Genomic DNA, 22,202 nt, shown 5'->3' on the forward strand with positions numbered 1-22,202 from the left:
GAAAGGAGGAGATTTTTAATGAAGAATGTCCTGTTTGCCGCCTCAGAATGTGCGCCTTTTATAAAAACAGGAGGACTCGCTGATGTAATCGGGTCCCTCCCACAGGCATTAAAACAGTATGAACAGGTGGATGCTCGTGTCATTCTCCCTCTTTATGATGAAATCGGACAGGATTGGCGTGCCAGAATGGAGTATTACCTATCGTTCGATGTCCAGTTGGGATGGAGGAATCAGCAGGCGGACGTCTATCTGCTGGAGAATGAAGGTATTACCTATTATTTCATAGCAAATGACTATTACTTCACTCGAAAAGGGGTTTATGGCTACTACGATGATGGGGAGCGGTTTATCTTCTTTTCCCAGGCGGTCATTGAAGCGTTGGCCCATATCGGATTCAGGCCGGATATCCTTCACGCACATGATTGGCAGGCGGGGATGGCGGTCGCTCTTGCCCGGATACTTGAGCCGGTAGAAGGTATGTCGACTGTATTCACCATCCATAATATAAAATATCAGGGTGTTATGCCTATTGGTATTTTTGACGATTTTTTTCAGCTTTCCCGTAAGCATATCCCCGGAATGGAATGGAACGGAATGTTGAATTGCCTAAAAAGCGCTTTGTTCCATGCCGACAAAATAACTACGGTGAGCCCCTCCTATGCGGAGGAGATCCAGCAGGAATATTATGGGGAAGGGCTTGATCCGATTCTTAGACAGCGATCAGGGGATCTTGCCGGGATTTTGAACGGAATTGATACAAAAGAGTACCATCCATTGAATGATCCGCACATACCAGTTAATTACCGAACTTCTCGGGCGAAGAAGAAGGAGAATAAAATAGCGCTTCAAAAAATGACCGGTCTGCCTCAGGCCGGCGATATTCCGATGTATGTGATGGTAAGTAGGCTGGTCGAGCAAAAAGGGCTGCACTTGATCCAGCGTATCCTCGATGAGTTCCTGGAAGAGGAGGTACAGTTCATCGTTTTAGGAACAGGAGAAGAGGAATTTGAAGATTACTTCAGGTGGCTGGCGGACCGCTATCCGGATAAGGCAGCTGCTTTGCTTACGTTCGATGAGCAGGCCTCACGGTTGATGTATGCTGGTGCTGACTTCTTCCTGATGCCTTCGAAATTTGAACCTTGTGGGCTGGCACAGCTGATTGCTCTGCAATATAAGACAGTTCCCATTGTGCGGGAAACCGGCGGATTGAAGGATACAGTGATGTCCTATAATAGGCTTACCGGAGAAGGGAATGGATTCAGCTTTTCCAATTACAATGCCCACGAGCTGCTGGAGGTATTGCGTTTATCTTTGGACGCCTACCATTCCCCACAGGATTGGCCATTGCTTTTAAAAAATGTAAACAGGAGTCAATTTACCTGGAAGGATTCTGCTCAGGAGTATAAGGGTATGTATGATGCACTGACACCAATTTACGGATGAGGAGTGGAGGAATGCAGCCATACACTGCAGATGGATTAAAAGATGAAATAACTAGAAGGCTAAGAGTGGATGAAGGACTAAGTACACACGAGGCCTCTCCCAAGGATATCTACTATGCGCTTGCCGCCATTGTCCATGGTGAAATTATGCCGGCATGGAAGAAGACCCAGCAAAAGCATAAGGAGAAAAAGGCTAAACAGGTTTATTACCTTTCCATGGAATTTCTTATCGGAAGTTTGATCAAGAGTAACTTGTTGAACTGTGGAATGCTTGGACAGACAACAGAGGCACTGAAAGAAATGGGCTTTTATCCGGAGGAAGTGTTTGGTCAAGAACAGGATGCAGCTCTCGGTAATGGGGGGCTGGGAAGACTTGCAGCATGTTTCCTAGATTCATTGTCTTCCTTGGATTATCCAGGGCACGGCAGTGGTATTCGATACCGGTATGGTCTGTTTGAGCAACGAATCATTCACGGAAATCAAGTGGAACTTCCGGATTATTGGCTGAAGGATCCCTATCCTTGGGAAAACCGTAAAGAAGAGGAAGCTATTCTGATTCACTTCCGTGGTGATGTACATATGTTCAAAAAGAACGATGGATCACTGGAATTCAAATACGAAAATACAGATAAAGTAATGGCTGTTCCTTATGATATACCGGTTGTCGGCTATCAGAACAGTACGGTCAATACACTGAGGCTTTGGAGTGCTGAACCATACTTTCCTCTAGAGGGGGACGCGACTCAGGATGAAGATTTTTACCATGATCTGGAGCACCAGCATTCCATTGAGCAGATAACCGGTTTCCTCTATCCGGATGATTCAAGCCCGGAGGGAAAGGAATTAAGGTTGAAGCAGCAGTATTTTCTTGTTTCTTCAAGTGTCCAGAATATCATCCGCCAATTTAAGGATAACTACCAGCTGCCGCTAAGCAGACTGCCTGAAAAAGTGGTCATCCAAATCAATGACACCCATCCCTCATTGGGCATCCCAGAGATGATGCGAGTGCTGATGGATGGGGAGAACCTTGGGTGGGATGCTGCATGGAAAGTGACTACAAAGGTGTTCGCTTATACCAATCACACAACGTTAAGCGAGGCATTAGAGACTTGGCCGGTAGGAATGATGGAGAGCCTGTTGCCGAGGATTTATATGATCATCCATGAAATAAATGAACGTTTCTGTCAGGATATATGGTTTAATCGAGAAGAGATGCGGGATCAAATTCCCCGCATGGCTGTTATTGCTGATGGGCAAGTTCATATGGCCAGACTTGCAATTATCGGCAGCTTCAGTGTGAATGGGGTTGCCAGAATCCATACCGAGATATTGAAAAAGCAGGAGATGAGGGATTTTTATGTGCTATCGCCTGGTAAGTTCAATAATAAGACGAATGGCATTACCCATAGGCGCTGGCTCCTGCAAGCAAACCCTCGGCTAGCAGACCTGATCACGGAGGTGATCGGGCCGAATTGGATACGGAGGCCAAAACAGCTCATAAGTCTGATGAAATATACAAGGGACCGACCTCTCCTGGAAAAGTTCTCTGCAGCTAAACAGGCGAATAAACAGGCATTAGCAGCGTTTATCCACCAACGTACCGGAATAGCAGTCGATCCCAACTCCATTTTCGATGTACAGATCAAACGCCTTCATGAATATAAAAGACAGCTGTTGAACATTTTCCATGTCATTCACTTATACAATGAATTGAAGGATAACCCACAATTGGATATGATTCCGAGGACCTTTATCTTTGGCGCAAAAGCTGCACCGAGCTATCATTTGGCGAAAGAAATTATTAAGCTGATCAATACCGTTGCAAGTATCGTCAACTATGATAAGGACGTAAAGGATAAGCTAAAGGTAATATTTCTGGAAAACTATAATGTCAGTCTGGCGGAGAAAATTATACCGGCTGCGGATATAAGTGAACAGATTTCTACGGCCAGTAAAGAGGCATCGGGGACTGGGAATATGAAAATGATGATGAATGGAGCCTTGACCTTAGGTACCATGGATGGAGCTAATATTGAAATCCATGATCTTGTCGGCGATGAGAATATGTTTATTTTTGGGCTTACTGCAGAGCAGGTAATGGATTATTACCGGCATGGGGGCTATAGTGCTACCGAAATTTATAATACGGATGACAGGGTAAAGAGAATACTTGACCAGTTGAAGTTAGGGGAATTTGGTTCCCAGGAAATAGAGTTCAAAGACATTTACTACAATATTCTCTCTCATAATGACCCGTACTTTGTTCTTAAAGATTTTGAGCCGTATATGGAGACCCATGAAATTGTAGAGCGCACTTACCGTGACTCCTTCTCCTGGCTGCAGAAAAGTGTAACAAATATTGCTTATTCCGGGAAATTTTCCAGTGATCATACCATCCAGCAATATGCTACCGGAATATGGAATTTAAAACAATTGAAGGAATAGATAACAAAAATTAGTACCATCCTCTGCCTATCGATGACAGGCAGGGGTTTTTTTATGGAGGAAGAAGAATTTTTAGCGAATAATTAGCAGGGATTGCTGCAACTCTGTCTTATATATAGAGTAATATTCGACAAGGAAAAACAAGGAAAAGAAAAAATCGTCAAAAAATTTCCGTAATATATTGCGTTTTACTCAGGAAGATAGTATTATGTATTTCATTGATATATTGCATATAAGTTTTCACCATTAAATATACAACAATCAGGAGGAATACAACATGGATGGTAAATTGTCTTTTTCATCTTATGCAGCAATAGGTGTTATGCTGTTTGCACTATTTTTCGGAGCAGGAAACTTAATCTTTCCGGCCCAACTAGGCCAAAATGCAGGGGTAAACCTTTGGCCGGCGATCGCCGGTTTTCTCATCACCGGGGTTGGCTTGCCGCTACTGGGAATCATTGCCATGAGCTTTTCCGGAAGCCGCAATTTGGAGGACCTGGCAAGCAGGGTTCATCCGGGCTATGCTATATTCTTTACATCCCTTCTATATCTGACGATCGGGCCATTTTTTGCAGCTCCCCGTACTGGAACAGTAGCTTATGAAGTGGGTATTGCTCCTTTTATTGGAGATGGCGCTCAGCAGCTGGGACTTTTGATATTTACACTCGTGTTTTTTGCTATCACACTCTGGTTTTCCTTACATCCAGCAAAACTTGTTGATAATGTAGGGAAGGTGCTGGCTCCGGGATTAGTTATACTTCTTGCTATTCTGCTAGCCATGGTATTTTTCCAGCCAATGGGATCCATGGAGGCGCCACAGGAAGCATATACGAGTGGTGCATTTGTTACAGGGTTCCTGGAAGGGTACAACACGATGGACGCTCTTGCTTCCCTTGTATTTGGAATTATTGTGATCAATGCCATCCGGGCGATGGGGGTCACTTCCACTAATGAGATACTCAAGACAACGGCAAAATCAGGGAGCATCGCCATACTGCTTCTTGCTGCCATTTATGTAGGAATAGCCTATATGGGGGCTACGAGCACACAGGTTTTTGGAATCTTTGATACAGGCGGGCCTGTACTGAGCGGTGCTGCATCTTACTATTTCGGTACTTTCGGTTCCATTATGCTGGCCATTGTGATCACGTTGGCATGTTTAACGACAGCAATTGGTTTGACTACCGCCAATGCGCAGTATTTCCATACACTGTTTCCGAAAATCAGCTATAAAAGCTGGGTTGTAGTCTTTGCGACAGTAACCTTTGGGATTGCAAACTTCGGATTGGCTAATATCATTGCTTTCTCTGTGCCAGTGCTGATGTTCCTTTACCCATTGGCAATCGTGCTGATTATGCTAGCATTTCTGTCTCCTCTGTTCAATCATGCACGGATTGTTTACGCATCAACGATCACGGTGACATTCCTAATTAGTATCATTGACGGCCTGAAAGCATTATGCGATTCTCTTGGAATGGATTACTTCAGCTGGATGGTGCCAGTTGTTTCCTTCTATGAGCAGGTTCTCCCATTGTATAATGAAGGACTGGGCTGGTTGGCACCGGCCTTGGTGGTAATTGCTGTCACAACAGTGATCGTCCGCGTGCAAAAAACAAGATCAGCCGAAGCCCATGCTTCGTAATAATCAATCATACAAAAGCCGGTTCCCTCAAATAGAGAACCGGCTTTTTAGTATTAGAAAAACTATAAAGTTCTGAATGAAGAGGCCTCATAGAAGAAAACAGACTGGAAAATTGGAGTATCTCTATGAAGAAGTATTCTATCTCTTCTATGGAATGGCCGGCTTGCCCACGATGCATTTGTCACACCCTGTACGTAACCGGCCGTTTTAACTTTTTATTCAGATTCCACTTTGGGAAATTCTTCGATTGCCCTGAGCCAATTTACTTTCATCGTGTTGGTGAGGTTTTCCTTATCACGCTTTTTCATCAGGTCGATGATTGTTGCATGTTCTCGGATGGAGTCCTCAGTCAGTACGATGGAGTTATGGAAGAATTGCCTGCGGACGTGTGCCTGCAATTTATCAACGATTCCATGGATGTAAGAGTTGTTGGCAGTATCAACAATAATCTGATGGAATTCTTCGTCGATCTTTAAAGCAGAATAGTAGTTCTCTGAATCAATCGCCTTGGCAAAACGTTCATTTGTACGCTCCAGCAAGTCAATGGTCTCATCATTTATATGCTCAACTGCCAGTTCGGCTGATAAGGCCTGCAGAGCAGCCAGGGGAGGCAGCAGATCCTTGATTGCTTCACGATCCACCTCTGTTACCTGTGTAGCTTTACCTGGGAACATTTCTACAAATCCTTGGGCTTCAAGTAGCTGGAGTGATTCCCTGACAGGTGTCCTGCTTACACCCAAGGCGTTGGCTAGTTCTGTATCATTCAGTTTCTCACCAGGGAGAAGTGTTCCATCGATAATCCATTTTTGAAGCTGGTTAAATGCATTTTCCTTCGCAGTTTGACGGATCGGTTTAGAATGGTCAGTTGGTATTGGCATGAGATTCACCTCTGCTATTAATAGATTACTCTAAAACCTATAAGGATAGTATACATCAAATCAGAAAGAATTGATATACAATATATTGATAAACGAACTTGGTTAGGGGAAATTTACCTGTCCATTAAATATTTAGTTGATCACCCTGGTCAATGGTGTTACAGTATATTCGACCAAAGTGGTCTAAGTTGTGTTTGAGATTTCTATTGAAAGAGGCGTATATAGATGAACCAGACCTTTCATAAGCTGGAAGAGGAGAAGAAGCAAAGGATACTGAATGCCGCTTTGAAGGAATTCTCCGAAAAGGGATTCGAAATGGCTTCCACGAATGAGATTGTTAGGAATGCCAGAATCGGCAAGGGAATGCTTTTTTACTACTTTAATAATAAACAGGATTTGTTCTACTATTTGATTGATTATTCATTGAATGTAATGACAAATCAATTTTTGAACCGAATCGATGTAACGGAGCCTGATTTCATTCAGCGTATGAGGCAAATTGCTAAGATTAAACTTGATTATTTTCGTGCCCATCCACATATCAATAATTTTATTTCCTCTGTGATTCTTGATGACCAGCTGAGCTTGCCAAAAGGTCTGCAGGACAGGTTGAGGGACTTAAAAAGAAAGGGAGGGGAGATTATGTATGAGAACGTAGATACAAGCCTCTTCCGAACGGATATTGATGTGAATAAAGCTTTTAATCTCATTCGCTGGGCCATGGATGGGTACCGGCAGGAAATTACCAGTCAGCTGCAAGGAGAAAATATACCGGAGTTAGACCTGGATTAATACTGGCAAGAGTTCTATGATTACCTGGAGATTCTCAGAACCAGTTTCTATAAAGGGGAGGCGTAGAGCAATGAGTCAACTTATAGTTGATGATCTGACTAAGAAATTCGGCAATTTCACTGCGCTCGATAGTTTGAAAATGGAAGTGGATAAAGGAGAAGTATACGGGTTCATTGGTCCTAATGGGGCAGGAAAATCAACGACTATCCGTATACTATTAGGCATGCTGAAGCCGAGTTCCGGGGAAGCGAAAATCTTTGGAAAGGATGCATGGAGAGATGCTGTCGAGATTCATAAGCGAATCTCCTATGTGCCTGGGGATGTGAATTTATGGCCGAATCTGACAGGCGGAGAGGTTATTGACCTGTTTGCCAAACTAGGCGGGGGAGCGGATATAAACAAGCGAAACGAACTAATTGAACGGTTTGATTTCGACCCTAGTAAAAAGTGCCGGACATATTCCAAAGGGAACCGGCAGAAGGTGGCACTCATAGCAGCATTCTGTACACATTCAGATTTATATATACTTGACGAACCTACCTCCGGGCTAGACCCACTCATGGAAACTGTTTTTCAAGAGTGTGTACTGGAGGTGAAAAGAGAGGGGAAAAGCGTTCTGCTATCCAGCCACATTCTTTCGGAAGTGGAGAAGCTCTGCGACAGAGTGGGTATCATCAGGCAGGGGAGACTTATTGAAAGCGGCACCCTTCAGGAACTGCGCCATTTGACGAGGACCAATTTGCTGGTGGAGACCAGAGAACCTGCAGCAAAGTTAAAGGAATTGGAAGGTGTTTATGATATAAGAAGAAGGGGCCGTTCCTTATCTATGCAAGTTGACGCAGGAGCATTGGAAGCGGTAATGAGATACTTGAGTGCTTTGGGGATCATTAGCTTGGAGAGTAGCCCTCCGACATTGGAAGACTTGTTTATGAGACATTATGAAAATACTGACAGGCAGCGCTCGGGAAGTGAAGCCTGATGGGGATCTCTTTTTTTAGGGGGACAATATCGTTAGCCAGGCTGGTTTGGCACAGGGAGAGGTTGCGTATTCCATTATGGCTGGCAGGTCTTGTGGTTTTCACATTACTTGTACCGGGAGCATTTTCCGAATTATATCCTTCCCAGGAAGACAGAGCCGGTATGGCTGAAACCATGCGAAATCCGGCAATGACCGCGTTGGTCGGCCCCGGGGAATTGGATAACTATACTATAGGAGCGATGACTTCTCACCAAATGTTGCTGTTTACCGCATTGGCGGTAAGTTTGATGAATATCCTCCTGATATGCCGGCATACAAGGGGGGATGAAGAGGAGGGCAGGGCGGAAATGCTTCGCGCCCTCCCGATAGGGCGCCTTTCCAATCTGCATGCCACTTTATTGGTGATGGCAAGTACAAACATGATACTGGCCCTAAGTACAGGAATTGGACTATACTTCCTCGGGATAGATAGTATGAGCTTTGAAGGCTCCCTATTATATGGAGCAGTGCTTGGGTGTACAGGGTTATTTTTTGCCGGAGTGGTAGCAGTCTCTGCTCAGCTTGCTGAAACCTCCCGAGGTGCGATGGGAATCTCCATAGCTGTATTGCTAGTGGCTTATTTGACGCGGGGAATTACCGATATAAATAACGAGAAATGGTCCTGGTTATCCCCTTTAGGGTGGGTTACCAAGACAGGGCCCTACACGGCAAACCAATGGTCGCCGGTATTATTGCTGGTGGCCGCGGCATTTGTGCTGATGCTCGTATCCTATTACCTTCATGCGAATAGGGATATAGGAACAGGGACACTCCCGTCGAGGGCTGGGAGGACCAGTGCGGGCCAAACCCTAAAAGGCCCGGTGGCCCTTGCATTAAAGTTACAGAGAACAGGTACGGTTGCCTGGGGGATCGGCCTGTTGGTGATGGGACTCTCTTATGGATCGGTGTTAGGAGAATTGGAGGGGTTCTTTGACGGGAATGAACTGCTGGAACAGATGCTTCTCGGAGATGGAGGACTTACGCTCACGGAACGGTTTCTGCCGATGCTGTTCGTAGTGATGGCCATTCTAGCTAGTATACCTCCTTTAATGTCGATACTGAAACTAATCGGTGAAGAGAAGAAAGGGCGGCTTGATCACTTGCTTGGCAGGGAGTTATCCCGTTCACGGTTAATGGCAGGCTATCTTCTTGTTTCCGCAACAAATGCGTTTGTCATGCTTTCCCTTGCGGCCATAGGACTATGGGCGACGGGAAATGCTGCCATGGAGGAAGGGATGCGGTTTTGGCCCTTATACAGTAGTGGAATACTCTACTACCCTGCTATACTGTGCATGCTTGGATTAACTATCTTGTTGATAGGCTTTCAGCCGAAGTATTCGAAATTTATATGGCTCTATTTAGTTTATTCTTTCATGGCAATCTATTGGGGAGGGCTTTTTGACCTGCCTGATTGGTTGAGTAAATTATCTCCGTATGGACATGTGCCGCAGCTTCCTGTGGAGGATATGGCTGCAATGCCGGTTGTTCTCCTTATTGTCAGCGCCCTGGTGCTGGCGGTCGCCGGGTTCATTGGCTATAATAGGCGAGACATACAGGGAGATTAAGGTTCAAAACGCTGTATAAATGAAAGAGCCCGGCTCATCGGCCGGGCTCTATCTAAAGGTTATAATTTAACAATGGTTCTGCCGCGCACCTTGCTTTCCAGTATGTCCTCAAGCACATAAGGAACATCTTCTAAAGAGACCTCATTGACAATATCCTTATCCAGAGAAACAGGTTTCAAGTCATCGGAGAGGCGATTCCACACTTTCCTCCTTAACTTCATCGGACACTGGACGGAATCGATACCAAGCCAGTTGACACCTCTTCCAATGAATGGAAGAACTGTCGTAGAGATTTTTACGCCGCCGACCATTCCGCTTGTTGCTACCGACCCGCCGGATTCAAGGCTGCTAAGGATATATTGGAGAGTATTCCCGCCTACTGGGTCTACGGCTCCAGCCCATTGTTTTTTTCTAGTGGGTGTTCCATCCGTATCAATAATCTCTTTCCGACCAATAATTTCTGCAGCACCAAGATTTTTCAGATAATCCTCTTCGGCAGCCTTGCCGGTACTGGCTGCAACTCGATAACCTTTCTTGGACAGCATGTCAACGGCCAGACTGCCTACTCCACCGGTAGCTCCAGCCACCAATACCGTCCCTTGTTCGGGGTGGAGACCGTTATCTTCCAGGCGCTGGATAGATAATCCGGCTGTCAGACCAGCTGTTCCGAGAATCATTGCTTCTTTTAAAGAGAGGCCTTCCGGGAGCGGTACCACCCATTCCTTAGGCACCCTGGCCAATTCGCTGTACCCTCCCCAGTGGCTGGTTCCCAGTCCATAGCTGGTTACAATGACCTCATCCCCCTCAGAGAACTCAGGTGTTTCAGTATGAATGATGGTCCCTGCCAGATCGATGCCGGGAACCAATGGGAATGTTTCGGCCAGCTGATGCTGGATGCCGACGAGGGCATCCTTATAGTTTATACTAGAATAGGCAACCTGAATGGTAACCTCTCCTTCAGGCAGGTCGCTCTTATCGCACTGTTTCATTCCCAATTGTGTTCCTTCACTTCCTTTTTCGAGCACCAATGCTTGAAATTGATCCATTATGTGATCATCCCCTCTTTTGTTATTTCTTACAACCATTATAGAAGTCATTATGGATGCTTAAAAGCAAACCGGTTTATACTGAGGTTTTATGTGCTGCATAAGTTAGAAGGATGTTCATCAGGAAAACCCACTTGGAAAACTAATCAAGCAATCGAATAGGATTGGTTTATTTAATCAGGGAATATAGGCAATGATAAAAAAGTAGATTCTATTACAGGACCGACTGGAGGACTCATTTATGAGCACGTTAATTGTCACAGATGAGATCATCATCCACACGACTCCTTCCAAAGTATGGGAAGTGCTCGTACAGCCTCGGCATATCAAAAGCTGGGACGGATTGCCTGATCATTATCCGGATCAACCACTGAAAGCGGGCAATGAGCTAGTCTGGGCGCTTCCAAATGGCCGCTATTCGAAAAGTACCGTAGTCAGAGCGGAAAAGGAGAAGAGGCTGCAGCTTTCCCTGTATGTTTCAGATTGGGAGGTGGACCCCGCTCCTGAGGATATCCTCTTTAGTTATGAACTCTTAATCCATGAAAAGAATACACGTCTTCGCCTGCGCCATGGGGATTTTTCCATCCTTCCGAACGGTCAGAGTTATTTTGAAGCGTCCACTGAGTTCGCCTCAGTATCCAAGCATCGAATCAAGCGGCTGGCAGAACTCCTTTAATCCCCTGGGACAAAATCATATGGGCTCTGGTGCTGGACATGTTATTCCTGCTGATGAATGGTATAACCGGTTATAAATACTTAAGAATAAAGCACCCCAAAAGTTAGATTCCATAACTTTTGGGGTGCTTTAAGTCGGCAGTTTTAATATGGGTCGGCGTCATGGCCTTTGTCCATTGCTTCTTGTGGCCCTTTTTCACTGTCTTCATTGCCGAGCGGGCCCGGCTTGGAGTTCTTTCTCTTCATTTTCCCGGCTTCCTCCAGCCCTTCATGCAGACGGCGGCCGTATTCCTCATCTGCAGACTCTGCCAGCTCCACCATCTTATTTTGAATAAGCTGATCACATTCTGATAAATCTCCTACAAGGTTGGAGAGCAATTCATCTTTTTCCCAGTCTTCGAACATGCGGAATGTTTCACCGGCCTGTTTTGTGTTATCATCCCGGTCGATCGTTTCTCTGACCAACTTTCCTTTCACCTCAGGTGTATACTCTTTTCCTGATTGTTCGGCTTCTTTAAAACCTCCGAGAATCGATGGTTCATAATTGATGCTCGGGTTTTTATTATCACCGACATGGCGGTCTACTTCATAACGCATGTTGCCGCCTTCCTGGTTGGTATTCACCTGCTTTTTCGCACGGTTGATCGGAAGCTGCAGGTAGTTTGCTCCTACACGGTAGCGCTGCGTATCTGAATAGGAGAATGTCCGGCCTTGGAGCATTTTGTCATCAGAGAAGTCCAGTCCATCAACGAGCACACCAGTCCCAAATGCGGATTGTTCCACTTCTGCAAAATAGTCCTCCGGATTCTTGTTCAATACCATTTTTCCTACAGGCAGCCACGGGAACTGATCTTCCGGCCACAATTTTGTATCATCAAGCGGATCAAAATCTAATTCCGGGTGTTCATCATCGCTCATTACCTGAACATAAAGCTCCCATTCCGGGTAGTTCCCTTGCTCAATAGCCTCATAGAGGTCCTCTGTTGCATGATTGAAGTTATTGGCCTGTATTTCCTCTGCTTCTTTCTGTGTAAGGTTTTTAATGCCCTGTTTCGGCTCCCAGTGGTATTTTACCAGTACAGCCTTCCCTTCGCTGTTCACCCATTTATACGTATTGACACCGGAGCCTTGCATTTGGCGGTAATTTGCAGGAATTCCCCAAGGCGAGTAGACGAATGTAACCATATGGAAGGTTTCCGGGGAGCTCGCACAAAAGTCGAAGAACCGTTGGCTGTCCTGGATATTGGTTTTCGGGTCCGGCTTAAAGGCATGAATCATGTCAGGGAATTTCATCGCATCACGGATGAAGAAAATTTTCAGGTTATTACCAACCAAGTCCCAGTTTCCATCTTCTGTATAGAATTTAACCGCAAAACCACGAGGATCTCTTAATGTCTCGGGGGAATGCCCGCCGTGTATTACCGAGGAAAAGCGGACAAATACTGGTGTACGCTTTCCTTTTTCTTGAAAGAGCTTAGCCCTTGTGTATTTGGAAACGGGCTCTTCTCCTGCAGTTCCATAAGCCTCAAAGTAGCCATGGGCGCCGGCCCCACGTGCATGGACCACCCGCTCAGGAACCCTTTCCCTGTCAAAATGACTGATTTTTTCAATGAAATCATAGTTCTCTAATGTACTTGGACCACGATTTCCCACTGTGCGTATGCTTTGGTTGTTGGTGACTGGATGGCCCTGCCTGTTGGTCAGGGTATCATCATTTTCATAATTGGTGGGCTTGCCATTGGATTTGTCTTCAGCCATGCAGTATCTCCTCTTTCCATAAGTATTTTGGCACAAGGATGCCATAGGACGCCACCACCCCATCTAAGAGGCGCTATTCATATAATGACCTTTATGGAGGTTTATTAATCTAATTCTTCCGGGAAAGGGAGAGACTTTTTATAGGGAGAAGAATTGTCCTTTATGACTAGGGATCAGAGGGAAGAAAGAAGGTTTGTAGGCTGGCCGGCGCTTGTGATAAAGGCGCCGGCAACCATGGCCATTATTCTGCAGGGACAAGCCGGACATGGACCTTTTCTGTTTCCGCTTCCTCATAACACGCAATTAGACCCTTATCTTGGATATCCTTCTTTTGAACCCTCTTTTGTTCAACTGTAACTTCGAGTGGCTCCTCGAATGGGAAGTTTTCAATGGCGACTGTTTGTTGGTCCAGCCATTTTATGTCTATCACATCTTTGGAGAATCCCTCCAGTTTAAAAGGAAGAGGAATGCCTTGCTTGAAGAATGGGTGTTCATCTTGCTTTTTAACCCCCGGGTCGTTAATGCAGACATACAGGGAAAAGTTATCACCAAGCTGGACCAGCCCATAATGAAATTTAAACAAACGTTTGTTGTAATTGGAGAGGCTCTCGATGATCCGCTGTTGTCTTGCCTCTTCCTGTTGTACGAACCGTTCTGCTTCCTTGCCGGATTCAGCAGCAAGAAACCGCTTATAATGTTCACTGCAGAGAAGCGCAGCATAAGGATCTCTTTTTTCCACTTCATCAATCCCGAGGGTATATAGGACAATTTTCGGATGGATGGGGAAGTCAGTAAATGTAAAAGGTTCATGTTTTGCATCATTCCAGAAAGGCTGTTTATCAAATTCCTTCCACCCTAAATCATGCTGCTGGATGGCATAGAGTACTGATTCCTTCCATTCTTTCCCACGGAACCCTTTCCATTTTTCCATGATTTCTCCGGAAAGTTCGGCATGGTGGTGCTGCTCGACTAAGACAAATTCGCTATCATGTTCCCTTACTATCATTTCATCTCATCCTTTCGATTTGATGCCTACTTTGTATTTTTCCCTATATTGATGAATATGTAAACAGAAAGGAAAACAGCAGCCTTTCGTCTGCTGATACAGGAAAGGCTGCTGTTTTTATAATAACTTATGAAAGTGGAGGCGCTGGTTGAGTGCATACATAACCGGAATACCGACTGCTAAGACCACAAATTCTCCTGCGGCAGTTGTCAGCCAAGTGAATAGGAAAGGCAGCCCCAATGCCAGGTTCAACTCAAAGGCAATAATAAACATGTTGAATGTAAAAATAAGTGTATTAAGAACCAACAACACCCAAATGTTTTTTATATACTTTGCGAGGAATATGATGATGCCAAGTGATATGGCGGAATGAGCAACACCAAACACTAGGTCATAGATTCCCAGCGGGGAAAAGAAGAGGTTGCTTAGAAAGACACCGAGAACAATACCGAAAAAGTACTTCTTGTTAAAGACAACAAGGTGGTTGAACATTTCGGGGATCCTGAATTGTACGTTGGTAAAGCCAAAGGGCTGTATCACCATCGATACAGTGATATATAATGCCGCAAGCAAAGCGTTTACGACGATTGTGTTAGATTTCATATTTCTTCTCTCCTTAGTTTTTTATCGTGGGAGGTTCCCGAACCACGGTCTGAACCTAACAAGTATAATATAAACAAGCGGCATTGGGAAGGATACCTGTAACAGACAGCGGAACAATTTGACAAAACTTAGTGGAGACCCTACAATAGTTACATATAGTAACTTAGTTAAATTAGGTAATCAATATAATGTAAAGGACGTTTTATACATGGAGGAGAAATTTTTTAGAAGTCCGGCAACCCATGTCGGGCAAGTGAACATTAATGTTACCGATCTGGATAGATCCCTTGCTTTCTATCAGGAAGTGGTTGGATTCAACGTGTTGGAAAAGTCGGGGAATACTGTCTCGCTGACAGCTGATGGCAGCCGGCCGCTGTTAACCATTGTCGAGCCTGAAGGCGCCCTGCCGAAAGAAGAGCGGAAAACCGGGTTGTTCCACTTTGCTATTTTACTTCCATCCCGGTCTGACCTCTCCAGCTTCTTGACCCATCTTATTAAGTCAGGGCAGACGCTGCAATTAGGCGCCTCTGACCATCATGTAAGTGAAGCTCTCTATTTTAACGATCCTGATGGAAATGGCATTGAAGTCTATCGGGACCGTCCTTCCGGCGAATGGGAATGGAGTGGCGGTAAAGTTAAGATGGTTACGGAACCTCTCAATGGAGATAGTCTGGTTGCTGAAAGCGATCGGGAATGGCATGGACTGCCCCAGAAGACTGTCATGGGGCATATTCATTTGCATGTAGCAAATTTGACAGATGCAGAAGTATTTTATAAGCATGGTCTTGGGTTTGATATAGTGACGACCTATCCAGGTGCATTGTTTATATCCACCGCCGGATACCATCATCATATCGGCCTGAATATCTGGAATGGGGAAGGGGCTGGGAAGCCCTCTACAAATAGTGCTGGGCTTCGCTGGTACTCCCTCGTTTTCCCTGATGGAAAAGCAAGGCAGGAAGCTGTTGACCGTCTCGAGCAGGCAGAATTTAACGTAGAAAAAGCAGGGGATGCTTATAGAGTAGAAGACCCGTCGGGCAATAAGATCCATCTCATAGTGGAACATACAAAATAGCTGGTGCTCCCTGGATGACCTGTTCATAATTTGAAAAAACCGTTCTGCCAAGCTGTATGGCAGAACGGTTTTTTTAGATGGTTTGATACCATTTTTTTGCTGCTTGCACTTCTGCCATAGTCAACTGATGACCTCTGTTCTCCCAATGCAGTTCAACGGAAGCCCCTGCATTTCCAAGGAGGGATTGCAGGTCTTCGGATTCCTCTGAAGGACAGATGGGATCGTTGATTCCGGCAGCGATGAATACCTGTTTTCCGGATAAGTCCGGAAGATTGATTCCCCTGCGCGGCACTATGGGATGATGCAGGATGGCCGCGGCAAGGCTGTCTTGGTAATGGAACAACAGGCTTGCTGCTATATTTGCCCCGTTCGAGTACCCGACAGCAGTAATATTATCTCTCGAGAAATTATACTTTTTAGCTGCATCGTTCAGAAAATCATTCAGTTCCTTTGTACGAAAGATTAAGTCTTCTTCATCGAATACACCTTCGGCAAGACGTTTGAAAAAACGCGGCATGCCATTTTCTAATACATTTCCCCGAACACTCAATACATTTGCTTCGGGGTCCACCTCTTTGGCAAGAGGAAGCAAGTCCTCTTCCGTGCCGCCTGTTCCGTGTAACAAGAGCAAGGTAGGTTTATCGGGATTGCTTCCTTGTTGGAAAATATGTTTCATCTGAATTGCTCCTCTCTTTGAAAACTTTGTACTTTAAACGGCAGCAGACTTACTGTCCGTTTTCTATTCCTACTTTCTTAAGGGCTTCTACAATAGTTTCCTTCTCTTCATTAGAAACGCCGGAGAAGATTTCTTCTATCACCTGTTGATGTTTGGGGAAAATTTCATCCATCAGCTGGTTGCCCTGATCGGTGATATGAATATAGACAACCCGTCGATCCTCCGTACATGGCCGCCGTTTCAACAATCCTTTGGCTTCTAGTTTATCTATGACATAGGTGATAGATCCAGTATTGATCAATACTGCTTCGGATATCTGCTTAACCGTCAATTCCCCTTTATGATACAAAGCTTCCAGAATAGCAAAGTCCGATGTTTTCATACCGTAGTTTTTTATATCCTCTTTTACCCGTTCCATCACGGTCTTGGATGATTTCATCAATACAACAAAGGTTTTTAGTGACAAGTTTTCACTCATGGTGACACCTCCCTACATAAACTAATTAAATTAAATATATTTGAATCATATTATAATGAATTCATAATAATTTATTTACCAGTTGATGTCAAATGAACCTCAGCAGTTTTGATAGTGTTATGGCCGGTGAAAGGGGGAATGGGTTTAAGTGGACCAAGATATAAAAGGAAGTGAGTATATGGGATTGACAACATCGAAGGTATCAGAAATAGCAAAAAAGCACGGGTTGATCATCAGGGAAGATTTTATCGAGTTTCATGAATCTGGATTGGATTTCCATGTGGCTTTTGCTCATGATGTGGAAGGCAGCCAGTGGGTTCTGCGGATTCCTCGCCGTCCAGACGTCCTACCTCAGGCTGCTAAAGAGAAAAAGATACTTGATTTGGTCGTTCCTCATCTGTCAGTAGCGGCTCCAGAATGGGAGATATTCTCTAATGAGCTGATTGCTTATAAATTGCTTTCTGGTTTTCCTGTAGGAACCATAGATCCGGAAGAGAAAGCATATATATGGGCAATTGATGAAGAGAATGTACCGATTATTTATCATGAAACACTTGCCAGGTCAATGGTATCAATCCATCGCATCAGCCAGGAACAGGCGGCAGAAGCTGGGATGCAAGCCTATACAGCTGAAGAGGTGAGATCCAATACACAGAAACGAATGGAGAGGGTAAAAGAGAACTATGAAATAGATGAAAAGCTTTGGAGCCGCTGGCAGGAGTGGCTGCATAATGATGCATTTTGGCCGGAGAGGACAGCAGTGATACATGGAGACCTTCATCCGGGACATATACTCATCGATGATACAAGCAGGGTAACAGGTTTGATTGATTGGACGGAAGCCAGAGTCGATGATCCTGCCACCGATTTTGTTTCTCATTATATGGCCTTTGGAGAAGATGCGCTAGAGAGGCTGATAGAGGCTTATGAAAAAGCAGGGGGATATGTCTGGTCTTCCATGGGGGAACATATAAAAGAATTGCAGACAGTTTATCCCGTTACCGTTGCCGAATTTGCTGAACGGTCAGGGTCAGAGGAATTTGAGAAATTAGCTCAGCAGCTATTGCAGGCGAAGGATCCCCTGAGAAAATAGTTTAAAAAAACAGCAGAATGCCGGAGCCAAAACCGGTAGTCTGCTGTTTCATTCCATCGATTTTTACACATACTTTGGTAAGCGCGATTCTATTGTTATTGCTAATAGTAAAGACTATTTCCTCTTAGCTGCCTGTGTCATTTGATGCCAGATGGATCCTTGGGCAATTTCTCCGCCCTCTATGCGGGCAAGGGCCATCTTAACTTGCATGCGTACCTCAAACTCTGGGTCTTCCAGTCTTCTGCGTAAAGCAGGAACGGCTGTATCATCACCTGTTTCATAGAGAAACATGGCAGCCCGCCATCGGACAAGCCGGCTGGGATCTTCAAGTGCTTTGATCATTTCCGGTATTGCCTCGGTAAAGCCCAAATCGGATATACAGTCTCCGGCTGTTCTTCTGACGTTCACAGCTTTATCCTGAAGAGCTTTGAACAAAGGAGGTAGTACTTTATGATCTTCAATCATTCCAAGGAACGCTGTTGCCAGTCGTCGTATGGATGATTTCTCATCATCCAATGCTTTCGTTAAAAGGGGAAGGTGGTTGATGTTAGGCTCAATGATCCGGTCGAGCGCTGCGTAACGCTCTTTCCAATCCGGATGCTCCAGCATTTCCGTTGTAATGGTTCCGTTTCTGACTTCGGTCGAACTGTCCTTTTCCAGCAAATAAGACAGCCTTTTTTCATCGTAACTGGCGGCCAATTCTTCCACTACCTCATTGCCAATATCCTCCATCTTGCCATAACGTGGGCTTTGTTCTATCCATTTTCTCTCCGCCAGTATATTCTCTACCGCCATAGAAGCTTTCATAGCTGCATCAGTAAAACGTTCCGGTAATCCAAAGCGCTTTTCGGATTCTCCATCTTGGAGCTTTACCTGCATGGGAATGCCATGGATTTTTTGAATAAACACCTTTACTTCCCCGAATGCATCATCTGTGGCTGATGCATTTGCCGTCTGCATTTCTTCCGGATTCTCTTCTGCTGATCCAAGCACTTCTCTTACTTTTGGAAGGATGGCCTCCCAATCATATTTTGGGTGGCGTTCAAGGGCAATGAAGTCGATGACATGGTAAAGGCCTTTCACCCCGTCTATTTTAAATAAACCTTTAATATAATCAGGTGCCTTATCCATATTATCTGTCAGTTTATAATTCCGGGTTTCCCCATCCGGAAGCCTTTCATCCAGGTTTATTTTCATGGAATGCGGGCTGGGGGTCGGTTCAATAGAAATAATTTTCATTTGTGACTCTCCTTATGAATGTGAATGGTCTCCATCAGCAGTTTCTCAAACTTTTGCCGATCCTCTGAACTGAATGCTTTCGGTCCCTTTGTCCGTTTTCCGCTTTTCCTTGCCATGGCACTTGCGTAACGGGTTTCCAAGAGAAGGTCAATATTATCACTCGTGTAGGCAAATCCTTTATGATGCAGGACGCTACAGCCCTTTGCCAATCCAAGGGAGGCAAGTCCGTAATCCTGTGTAACGATGATATCGCCTTTGCGGGCTAGCTTCATAATTTTATAATCTGCAGCTTCAGCCCCGGTATCTACATAGATGGTCTCTACTCCTTCGAGTTCATCACTCTTGGAATAATGGGCAAAACTTTGGACAAGGACAACCGGGATATTTGTCTGTCTCCCGGCATGGATGACAGTTTGCTTGACCGGTGATGCATCGGCATCTACATATATTTTCATGGTCTCGGCCTCCAATAGGGTTGTTACCATATATATCAGTGAATTTCATTATGGGTTTTAACAGCTTATCGGCGCCAACCAGGTCCTAAAGCTGCAAGTTACCTTTGATAAACCTATTGTAGGCGATTTTCATCTGTTAGCCAACCGTACAAGGCAAATGAAGAGTTATGATAAAATAGTAAGAAATTAGTACAGATAGCTTTGCGCGAAAGAAGGGGTGGCGGCATGGATAGTATCATAGTAATCGACAAAATGGAGAAAAAAGACTGGGAGCAGGTGAGGGACATCTATCGGGATGGCATCAACACAGGGAATGCTACCTTTGATACAGAAACGCCTGATTGGGAAGAATGGGACAGGAAGTATCTTCCTGTCTGCAGGCTGGCTGCCAGGGAAGGTCAGCGGGTAGTAGGCTGGGCTGCACTTTTGCCAGTCAATGCCAAGGCTGCATTTTCCGGGGTGGCTGAACTGAGCATCTACCTTCGTGCAGGAACAACCGGAAAGGGACTTGGTACAAGGCTGATGGATGAACTGGTGAAAGAGAGTGAGTTACAAGGCTTTTGGACTTTGCAAGCCGGTATTTTCCCTGAAAACAAGGGGAGTATCCGTCTGCATGAAAAATTTGGCTTTGAACGGGTGGGTGTCAGAAGACGTCTCGGCAAGTTACATGGAGTATGGCGGGATGTCCTGTTGATGGAAAGGCGGAGTAATACAGTAGGGATAGAATAAGAGAAAGAACTTCACATTGTTTATAGAATCAAATTGCTGGGGTTGCCATCGGTAAACTGCTAGTATCTTACCTATACGGAAAAGATTAGAGGAGTGAGTGGAAGAATGGCACAGGAAGTTTTTATTAATGAGAGGCCTTTCCAAGCAGAAAATTTCTATAAGGAGACCATTACAAAGAATGGAAAACCATTATTATTGGTTGGTTTTGAATTCAAGGTCACCAGCAAAGAATATCATGATGTTACCGTACTGCTTTACGAAAATGATTTTCATGTAGAAGTCCCGGAGGAAAAACTGGAGTTTCCTGCAGTAATCCATAATTATTCCACTTCTGTTACTAACTTGTATGAAGAAAATAAAGTGGGAATTTTTAAATTGGAGTTAATTCAGAAAGCAATATAGTTTATAATGGATAATTAATAATGAAAACAAATACAGACAGACGAATGTCAGCATTAGGAAAGGATGTTAATCATTGGCAACTTCAAATCAGATACAACCACGAAAAGTTTTGGGGAAAATCAAGCCATATACACCTGGTAAACCCATATGGGAGCTGCAGGAGGAGCTTAAACTCGACAAAGTAGTCAAGTTGGCTTCCAATGAAAATCCATTGGGTCCGTCACCTAGAGGGGTACAGGCCATAGCGGACAGTCTGGATGGACTAAACCGGTACCCGGACGCAGATACCAGTGCACTTAAAAAATCGATTGCTTCCAGCATGGGAGTAACCAAGGAACAAGTGATCGTCACCAACGGGGCCGATGAGCTGATTACATTGGTTTCTGAAGCGTTTCTGGAAGAGGGGGATGAGATCATTGTTCCGTTCCCTTCCTTCAGTGAATATGATTTCGGTGCACAGCTGATGGGTGCTGAAGTAGTACCTGTACAGCTGGAGGAAGATTTCCAATTCGATGTGGATAAGATGATATCTGCCATAACAGACAAGACAAAATTGATCTATATCTGCTCACCGAATAATCCTACCGGTACATATCTTCCAAAAAGCGACCTGGAGAAACTCTTGCAGGCTATGCCGGAACATGTCCTTATGGTATATGATGCAGCATACAGCCATTACGCTACTGCTGAGGACTATACAGATGGAGTGGAATATGTCAAAGCGGGATATCCGATTATTGCTCTGCAGACTTTTTCAAAAATCTATGGTCTGGCGGGTGTACGCGTAGGTTTCGGGGTTGCGCCGGATTATGTCATCCAGACAATATTGAAAGTCAAGGAGCCCTTTAATGTCAATGCCCTGGCACAGGCTGCAGCTGCTGCGGCCATATCAGATGAGAAGCATATTGAGGCATCAAGGGAGATGAACATTAAGGGAGCGGACCAGCTCTATCATCTCTTTTCCGAGTTGGGCTTAAGCTACATACAAACACAGGCCAACTTTGTATTGGTTGACCTTGGTCCAGATGCGAAAAAGGTAAATGATGAGCTGCTGACCAAAGGAGTTATCGTCCGTTACGGAAATACATGGGGCATGCCGGAGCATGTGCGGGTTTCCATCGGCACACAAGAGGAAAACCAGTTCTTTGCAGAAGCACTGCGATCCATTCTCAATAAATAACAACG

At 44.8% G+C, this 22,202-nt stretch carries 21 protein-coding genes and 1 riboswitch; of the genes, 12 read left to right on the top strand and 9 right to left on the bottom strand.

All coding sequences use genetic code 11. From position 1 onward, the window contains the following. Positions 1-18 precede the first annotated feature (18 nt). The 3 genes from glgA to brnQ all read left to right on the top strand — a co-directional run bounded on the left by glgA (position 19) and on the right by brnQ (position 5,529). The gene (glgA, locus tag ACFODW_RS03600; protein ID WP_390303104.1) at positions 19-1,443 is read left to right on the top strand and encodes a glycogen synthase GlgA; all 1,425 of its coding nucleotides are present in this window, start codon (positions 19-21) and stop codon (positions 1,441-1,443) included. Positions 1,444-1,454: 11 nt separating this feature from the next. Continuing rightward, a complete protein-coding gene (locus tag ACFODW_RS03605; protein ID WP_390303107.1) occupies positions 1,455-3,887 on the top strand; it encodes a glycogen/starch/alpha-glucan phosphorylase in 2,433 nt (810 codons plus the stop codon). A gap of 277 nt (positions 3,888-4,164) precedes the next feature. Continuing rightward, positions 4,165-5,529, top strand: coding sequence for a branched-chain amino acid transport system II carrier protein (brnQ, locus tag ACFODW_RS03610; RefSeq protein WP_390303110.1), 1,365 nt, complete (start codon positions 4,165-4,167; stop codon positions 5,527-5,529). Between the two features lie 215 nt (positions 5,530-5,744). Here brnQ and ACFODW_RS03615 read toward each other — a convergent pair whose 3' ends face one another. Next, entirely contained in the window at positions 5,745-6,407 is a 663-nt protein-coding gene (locus ACFODW_RS03615) for a GntR family transcriptional regulator (protein ID WP_390303113.1), read from the bottom strand. 225 nt (positions 6,408-6,632) lie between these two features. Between ACFODW_RS03615 and ACFODW_RS03620 the strand changes: the two genes are divergently transcribed. The 3 genes from ACFODW_RS03620 (at position 6,633) to ACFODW_RS03630 (ending at position 9,782) form a co-directional block, all read left to right on the top strand. Continuing rightward, a complete protein-coding gene (locus tag ACFODW_RS03620) occupies positions 6,633-7,199 on the top strand; it encodes a TetR/AcrR family transcriptional regulator (RefSeq protein WP_390303116.1) in 567 nt (188 codons plus the stop codon). Positions 7,200-7,269: 70 nt separating this feature from the next. After that, a complete protein-coding gene (locus ACFODW_RS03625; RefSeq protein WP_390303119.1) occupies positions 7,270-8,178 on the top strand; it encodes an ABC transporter ATP-binding protein in 909 nt (302 codons plus the stop codon). Beyond that, a complete protein-coding gene (locus tag ACFODW_RS03630; RefSeq protein WP_390303122.1) occupies positions 8,178-9,782 on the top strand; it encodes an ABC transporter permease in 1,605 nt (534 codons plus the stop codon). The genes ACFODW_RS03625 and ACFODW_RS03630 overlap by 1 nt, the downstream gene beginning before the upstream one ends. Before the next feature lie 59 nt (positions 9,783-9,841). Here ACFODW_RS03630 and ACFODW_RS03635 read toward each other — a convergent pair whose 3' ends face one another. Beyond that, on the bottom strand, positions 9,842-10,828 hold the full coding sequence (locus tag ACFODW_RS03635; RefSeq protein ID WP_390303125.1) for an acrylyl-CoA reductase family protein: 987 nt from the start codon (positions 10,826-10,828) through the stop codon (positions 9,842-9,844). Positions 10,829-11,069: 241 nt separating this feature from the next. Here ACFODW_RS03635 and ACFODW_RS03640 point away from each other — a divergent pair, with 241 nt between their 5' ends. Continuing rightward, positions 11,070-11,504, top strand: a complete 435-nt coding sequence (locus tag ACFODW_RS03640; protein ID WP_390303128.1) for an SRPBCC family protein — start codon at positions 11,070-11,072, stop codon at positions 11,502-11,504. A gap of 143 nt (positions 11,505-11,647) precedes the next feature. Here ACFODW_RS03640 and ACFODW_RS03645 read toward each other — a convergent pair whose 3' ends face one another. From ACFODW_RS03645 to ACFODW_RS03655, 3 genes are all read right to left on the bottom strand, one after another. Further along, the gene (locus tag ACFODW_RS03645) at positions 11,648-13,261 is read right to left on the bottom strand and encodes a catalase (protein WP_390303131.1); all 1,614 of its coding nucleotides are present in this window, start codon (positions 13,259-13,261) and stop codon (positions 11,648-11,650) included. A gap of 241 nt (positions 13,262-13,502) precedes the next feature. Continuing rightward, on the bottom strand, positions 13,503-14,267 hold the full coding sequence (locus tag ACFODW_RS03650; RefSeq protein WP_390303134.1) for a DUF3891 family protein: 765 nt from the start codon (positions 14,265-14,267) through the stop codon (positions 13,503-13,505). Positions 14,268-14,384: 117 nt separating this feature from the next. Next, entirely contained in the window at positions 14,385-14,870 is a 486-nt protein-coding gene (locus ACFODW_RS03655) for a QueT transporter family protein (protein ID WP_390303137.1), read from the bottom strand. Between the two features lie 7 nt (positions 14,871-14,877). Further along, a riboswitch (PreQ1 riboswitch) is annotated at positions 14,878-14,922 on the bottom strand. A gap of 156 nt (positions 14,923-15,078) precedes the next feature. Between ACFODW_RS03655 and ACFODW_RS03660 the strand changes: the two genes are divergently transcribed. Further along, positions 15,079-15,945, top strand: coding sequence for a VOC family protein (locus ACFODW_RS03660; RefSeq protein ID WP_390303140.1), 867 nt, complete (start codon positions 15,079-15,081; stop codon positions 15,943-15,945). 73 nt (positions 15,946-16,018) lie between these two features. Here the strand turns inward: ACFODW_RS03660 and ACFODW_RS03665 are convergent, their stop codons facing one another. Both ACFODW_RS03665 and ACFODW_RS03670 read right to left on the bottom strand, forming a co-directional pair. Next, positions 16,019-16,621: an alpha/beta hydrolase gene (locus ACFODW_RS03665; protein WP_390303143.1), complete on the bottom strand. Its 603-nt coding sequence runs from the start codon at positions 16,619-16,621 to the stop codon at positions 16,019-16,021. 49 nt (positions 16,622-16,670) lie between these two features. After that, positions 16,671-17,099: a MarR family winged helix-turn-helix transcriptional regulator gene (locus ACFODW_RS03670; RefSeq protein ID WP_390303146.1), complete on the bottom strand. Its 429-nt coding sequence runs from the start codon at positions 17,097-17,099 to the stop codon at positions 16,671-16,673. Positions 17,100-17,277: 178 nt separating this feature from the next. On the opposite strand from ACFODW_RS03670, the gene ACFODW_RS03675 reads away from it, so the two are divergent. Then, the gene (locus tag ACFODW_RS03675; RefSeq protein WP_390303149.1) at positions 17,278-18,192 is read left to right on the top strand and encodes a macrolide 2'-phosphotransferase; all 915 of its coding nucleotides are present in this window, start codon (positions 17,278-17,280) and stop codon (positions 18,190-18,192) included. A 114-nt stretch (positions 18,193-18,306) separates the two neighbouring features. Here the strand turns inward: ACFODW_RS03675 and ACFODW_RS03680 are convergent, their stop codons facing one another. Both ACFODW_RS03680 and ACFODW_RS03685 read right to left on the bottom strand, forming a co-directional pair. Then, positions 18,307-19,431 carry a conserved virulence factor C family protein gene (locus ACFODW_RS03680; protein ID WP_390303152.1) on the bottom strand — a complete coding sequence of 375 codons (1,125 nt, stop codon included), beginning with the start codon at positions 19,429-19,431 and terminating at the stop codon, positions 18,307-18,309. Then, on the bottom strand, positions 19,428-19,886 hold the full coding sequence (locus ACFODW_RS03685) for a YaiI/YqxD family protein (protein WP_390303155.1): 459 nt from the start codon (positions 19,884-19,886) through the stop codon (positions 19,428-19,430). The genes ACFODW_RS03680 and ACFODW_RS03685 overlap by 4 nt, the downstream gene beginning before the upstream one ends. A 225-nt stretch (positions 19,887-20,111) precedes the next feature. Here ACFODW_RS03685 and ACFODW_RS03690 point away from each other — a divergent pair, with 225 nt between their 5' ends. The 3 genes from ACFODW_RS03690 (at position 20,112) to hisC (ending at position 22,197) form a co-directional block, all read left to right on the top strand. After that, positions 20,112-20,615 carry a GNAT family N-acetyltransferase gene (locus ACFODW_RS03690; protein ID WP_390303158.1) on the top strand — a complete coding sequence of 168 codons (504 nt, stop codon included), beginning with the start codon at positions 20,112-20,114 and terminating at the stop codon, positions 20,613-20,615. 105 nt (positions 20,616-20,720) lie between these two features. Continuing rightward, positions 20,721-21,017: a DUF3219 family protein gene (locus ACFODW_RS03695; RefSeq protein WP_390303161.1), complete on the top strand. Its 297-nt coding sequence runs from the start codon at positions 20,721-20,723 to the stop codon at positions 21,015-21,017. Between the two features lie 73 nt (positions 21,018-21,090). Then, positions 21,091-22,197, top strand: a complete 1,107-nt coding sequence (hisC, locus tag ACFODW_RS03700) for a histidinol-phosphate transaminase (protein ID WP_390303163.1) — start codon at positions 21,091-21,093, stop codon at positions 22,195-22,197. Positions 22,198-22,202: the final 5 nt, after the last annotated feature.

This window comes from Virgibacillus sediminis (genome assembly GCF_042643265.1).
In the GTDB taxonomy this organism is placed as follows: Bacteria; Bacillota; Bacilli; order Bacillales; family Amphibacillaceae; genus Virgibacillus_O; species Virgibacillus_O sediminis.

Excerpts from the sequence above, each read along its gene's own strand:
- ACFODW_RS03675 (WP_390303149.1), top strand. The coding sequence starts at position 17,278 with ATGGGATTGACAACATCGAAGGTATCAGAAATAGCAAAAAAGCACGGG.
- ACFODW_RS03620 (WP_390303116.1), top strand. The coding sequence starts at position 6,633 with ATGAACCAGACCTTTCATAAGCTGGAAGAGGAGAAGAAGCAAAGGATA.
- ACFODW_RS03645 (WP_390303131.1), bottom strand. The coding sequence starts at position 13,261 with ATGGCTGAAGACAAATCCAATGGCAAGCCCACCAATTATGAAAATGAT.
- ACFODW_RS03695 (WP_390303161.1), top strand. The coding sequence starts at position 20,721 with ATGGCACAGGAAGTTTTTATTAATGAGAGGCCTTTCCAAGCAGAAAAT.
- ACFODW_RS03615 (WP_390303113.1), bottom strand. The coding sequence starts at position 6,407 with ATGCCAATACCAACTGACCATTCTAAACCGATCCGTCAAACTGCGAAG.
- ACFODW_RS03625 (WP_390303119.1), top strand. The coding sequence starts at position 7,270 with ATGAGTCAACTTATAGTTGATGATCTGACTAAGAAATTCGGCAATTTC.
- ACFODW_RS03690 (WP_390303158.1), top strand. The coding sequence starts at position 20,112 with ATGGATAGTATCATAGTAATCGACAAAATGGAGAAAAAAGACTGGGAG.
- ACFODW_RS03670 (WP_390303146.1), bottom strand. The coding sequence starts at position 17,099 with ATGAGTGAAAACTTGTCACTAAAAACCTTTGTTGTATTGATGAAATCA.
- ACFODW_RS03635 (WP_390303125.1), bottom strand. The coding sequence starts at position 10,828 with ATGGATCAATTTCAAGCATTGGTGCTCGAAAAAGGAAGTGAAGGAACA.
- ACFODW_RS03660 (WP_390303140.1), top strand. The coding sequence starts at position 15,079 with ATGGAGGAGAAATTTTTTAGAAGTCCGGCAACCCATGTCGGGCAAGTG.
- glgA (WP_390303104.1), top strand. The coding sequence starts at position 19 with ATGAAGAATGTCCTGTTTGCCGCCTCAGAATGTGCGCCTTTTATAAAA.
- brnQ (WP_390303110.1), top strand. The coding sequence starts at position 4,165 with ATGGATGGTAAATTGTCTTTTTCATCTTATGCAGCAATAGGTGTTATG.
- ACFODW_RS03680 (WP_390303152.1), bottom strand. The coding sequence starts at position 19,431 with ATGAAAATTATTTCTATTGAACCGACCCCCAGCCCGCATTCCATGAAA.
- ACFODW_RS03640 (WP_390303128.1), top strand. The coding sequence starts at position 11,070 with ATGAGCACGTTAATTGTCACAGATGAGATCATCATCCACACGACTCCT.
- ACFODW_RS03630 (WP_390303122.1), top strand. The coding sequence starts at position 8,178 with ATGGGGATCTCTTTTTTTAGGGGGACAATATCGTTAGCCAGGCTGGTT.
- ACFODW_RS03665 (WP_390303143.1), bottom strand. The coding sequence starts at position 16,621 with ATGAAACATATTTTCCAACAAGGAAGCAATCCCGATAAACCTACCTTG.
- ACFODW_RS03650 (WP_390303134.1), bottom strand. The coding sequence starts at position 14,267 with ATGATAGTAAGGGAACATGATAGCGAATTTGTCTTAGTCGAGCAGCAC.
- ACFODW_RS03605 (WP_390303107.1), top strand. The coding sequence starts at position 1,455 with ATGCAGCCATACACTGCAGATGGATTAAAAGATGAAATAACTAGAAGG.
- ACFODW_RS03655 (WP_390303137.1), bottom strand. The coding sequence starts at position 14,870 with ATGAAATCTAACACAATCGTCGTAAACGCTTTGCTTGCGGCATTATAT.
- ACFODW_RS03685 (WP_390303155.1), bottom strand. The coding sequence starts at position 19,886 with ATGAAAATATATGTAGATGCCGATGCATCACCGGTCAAGCAAACTGTC.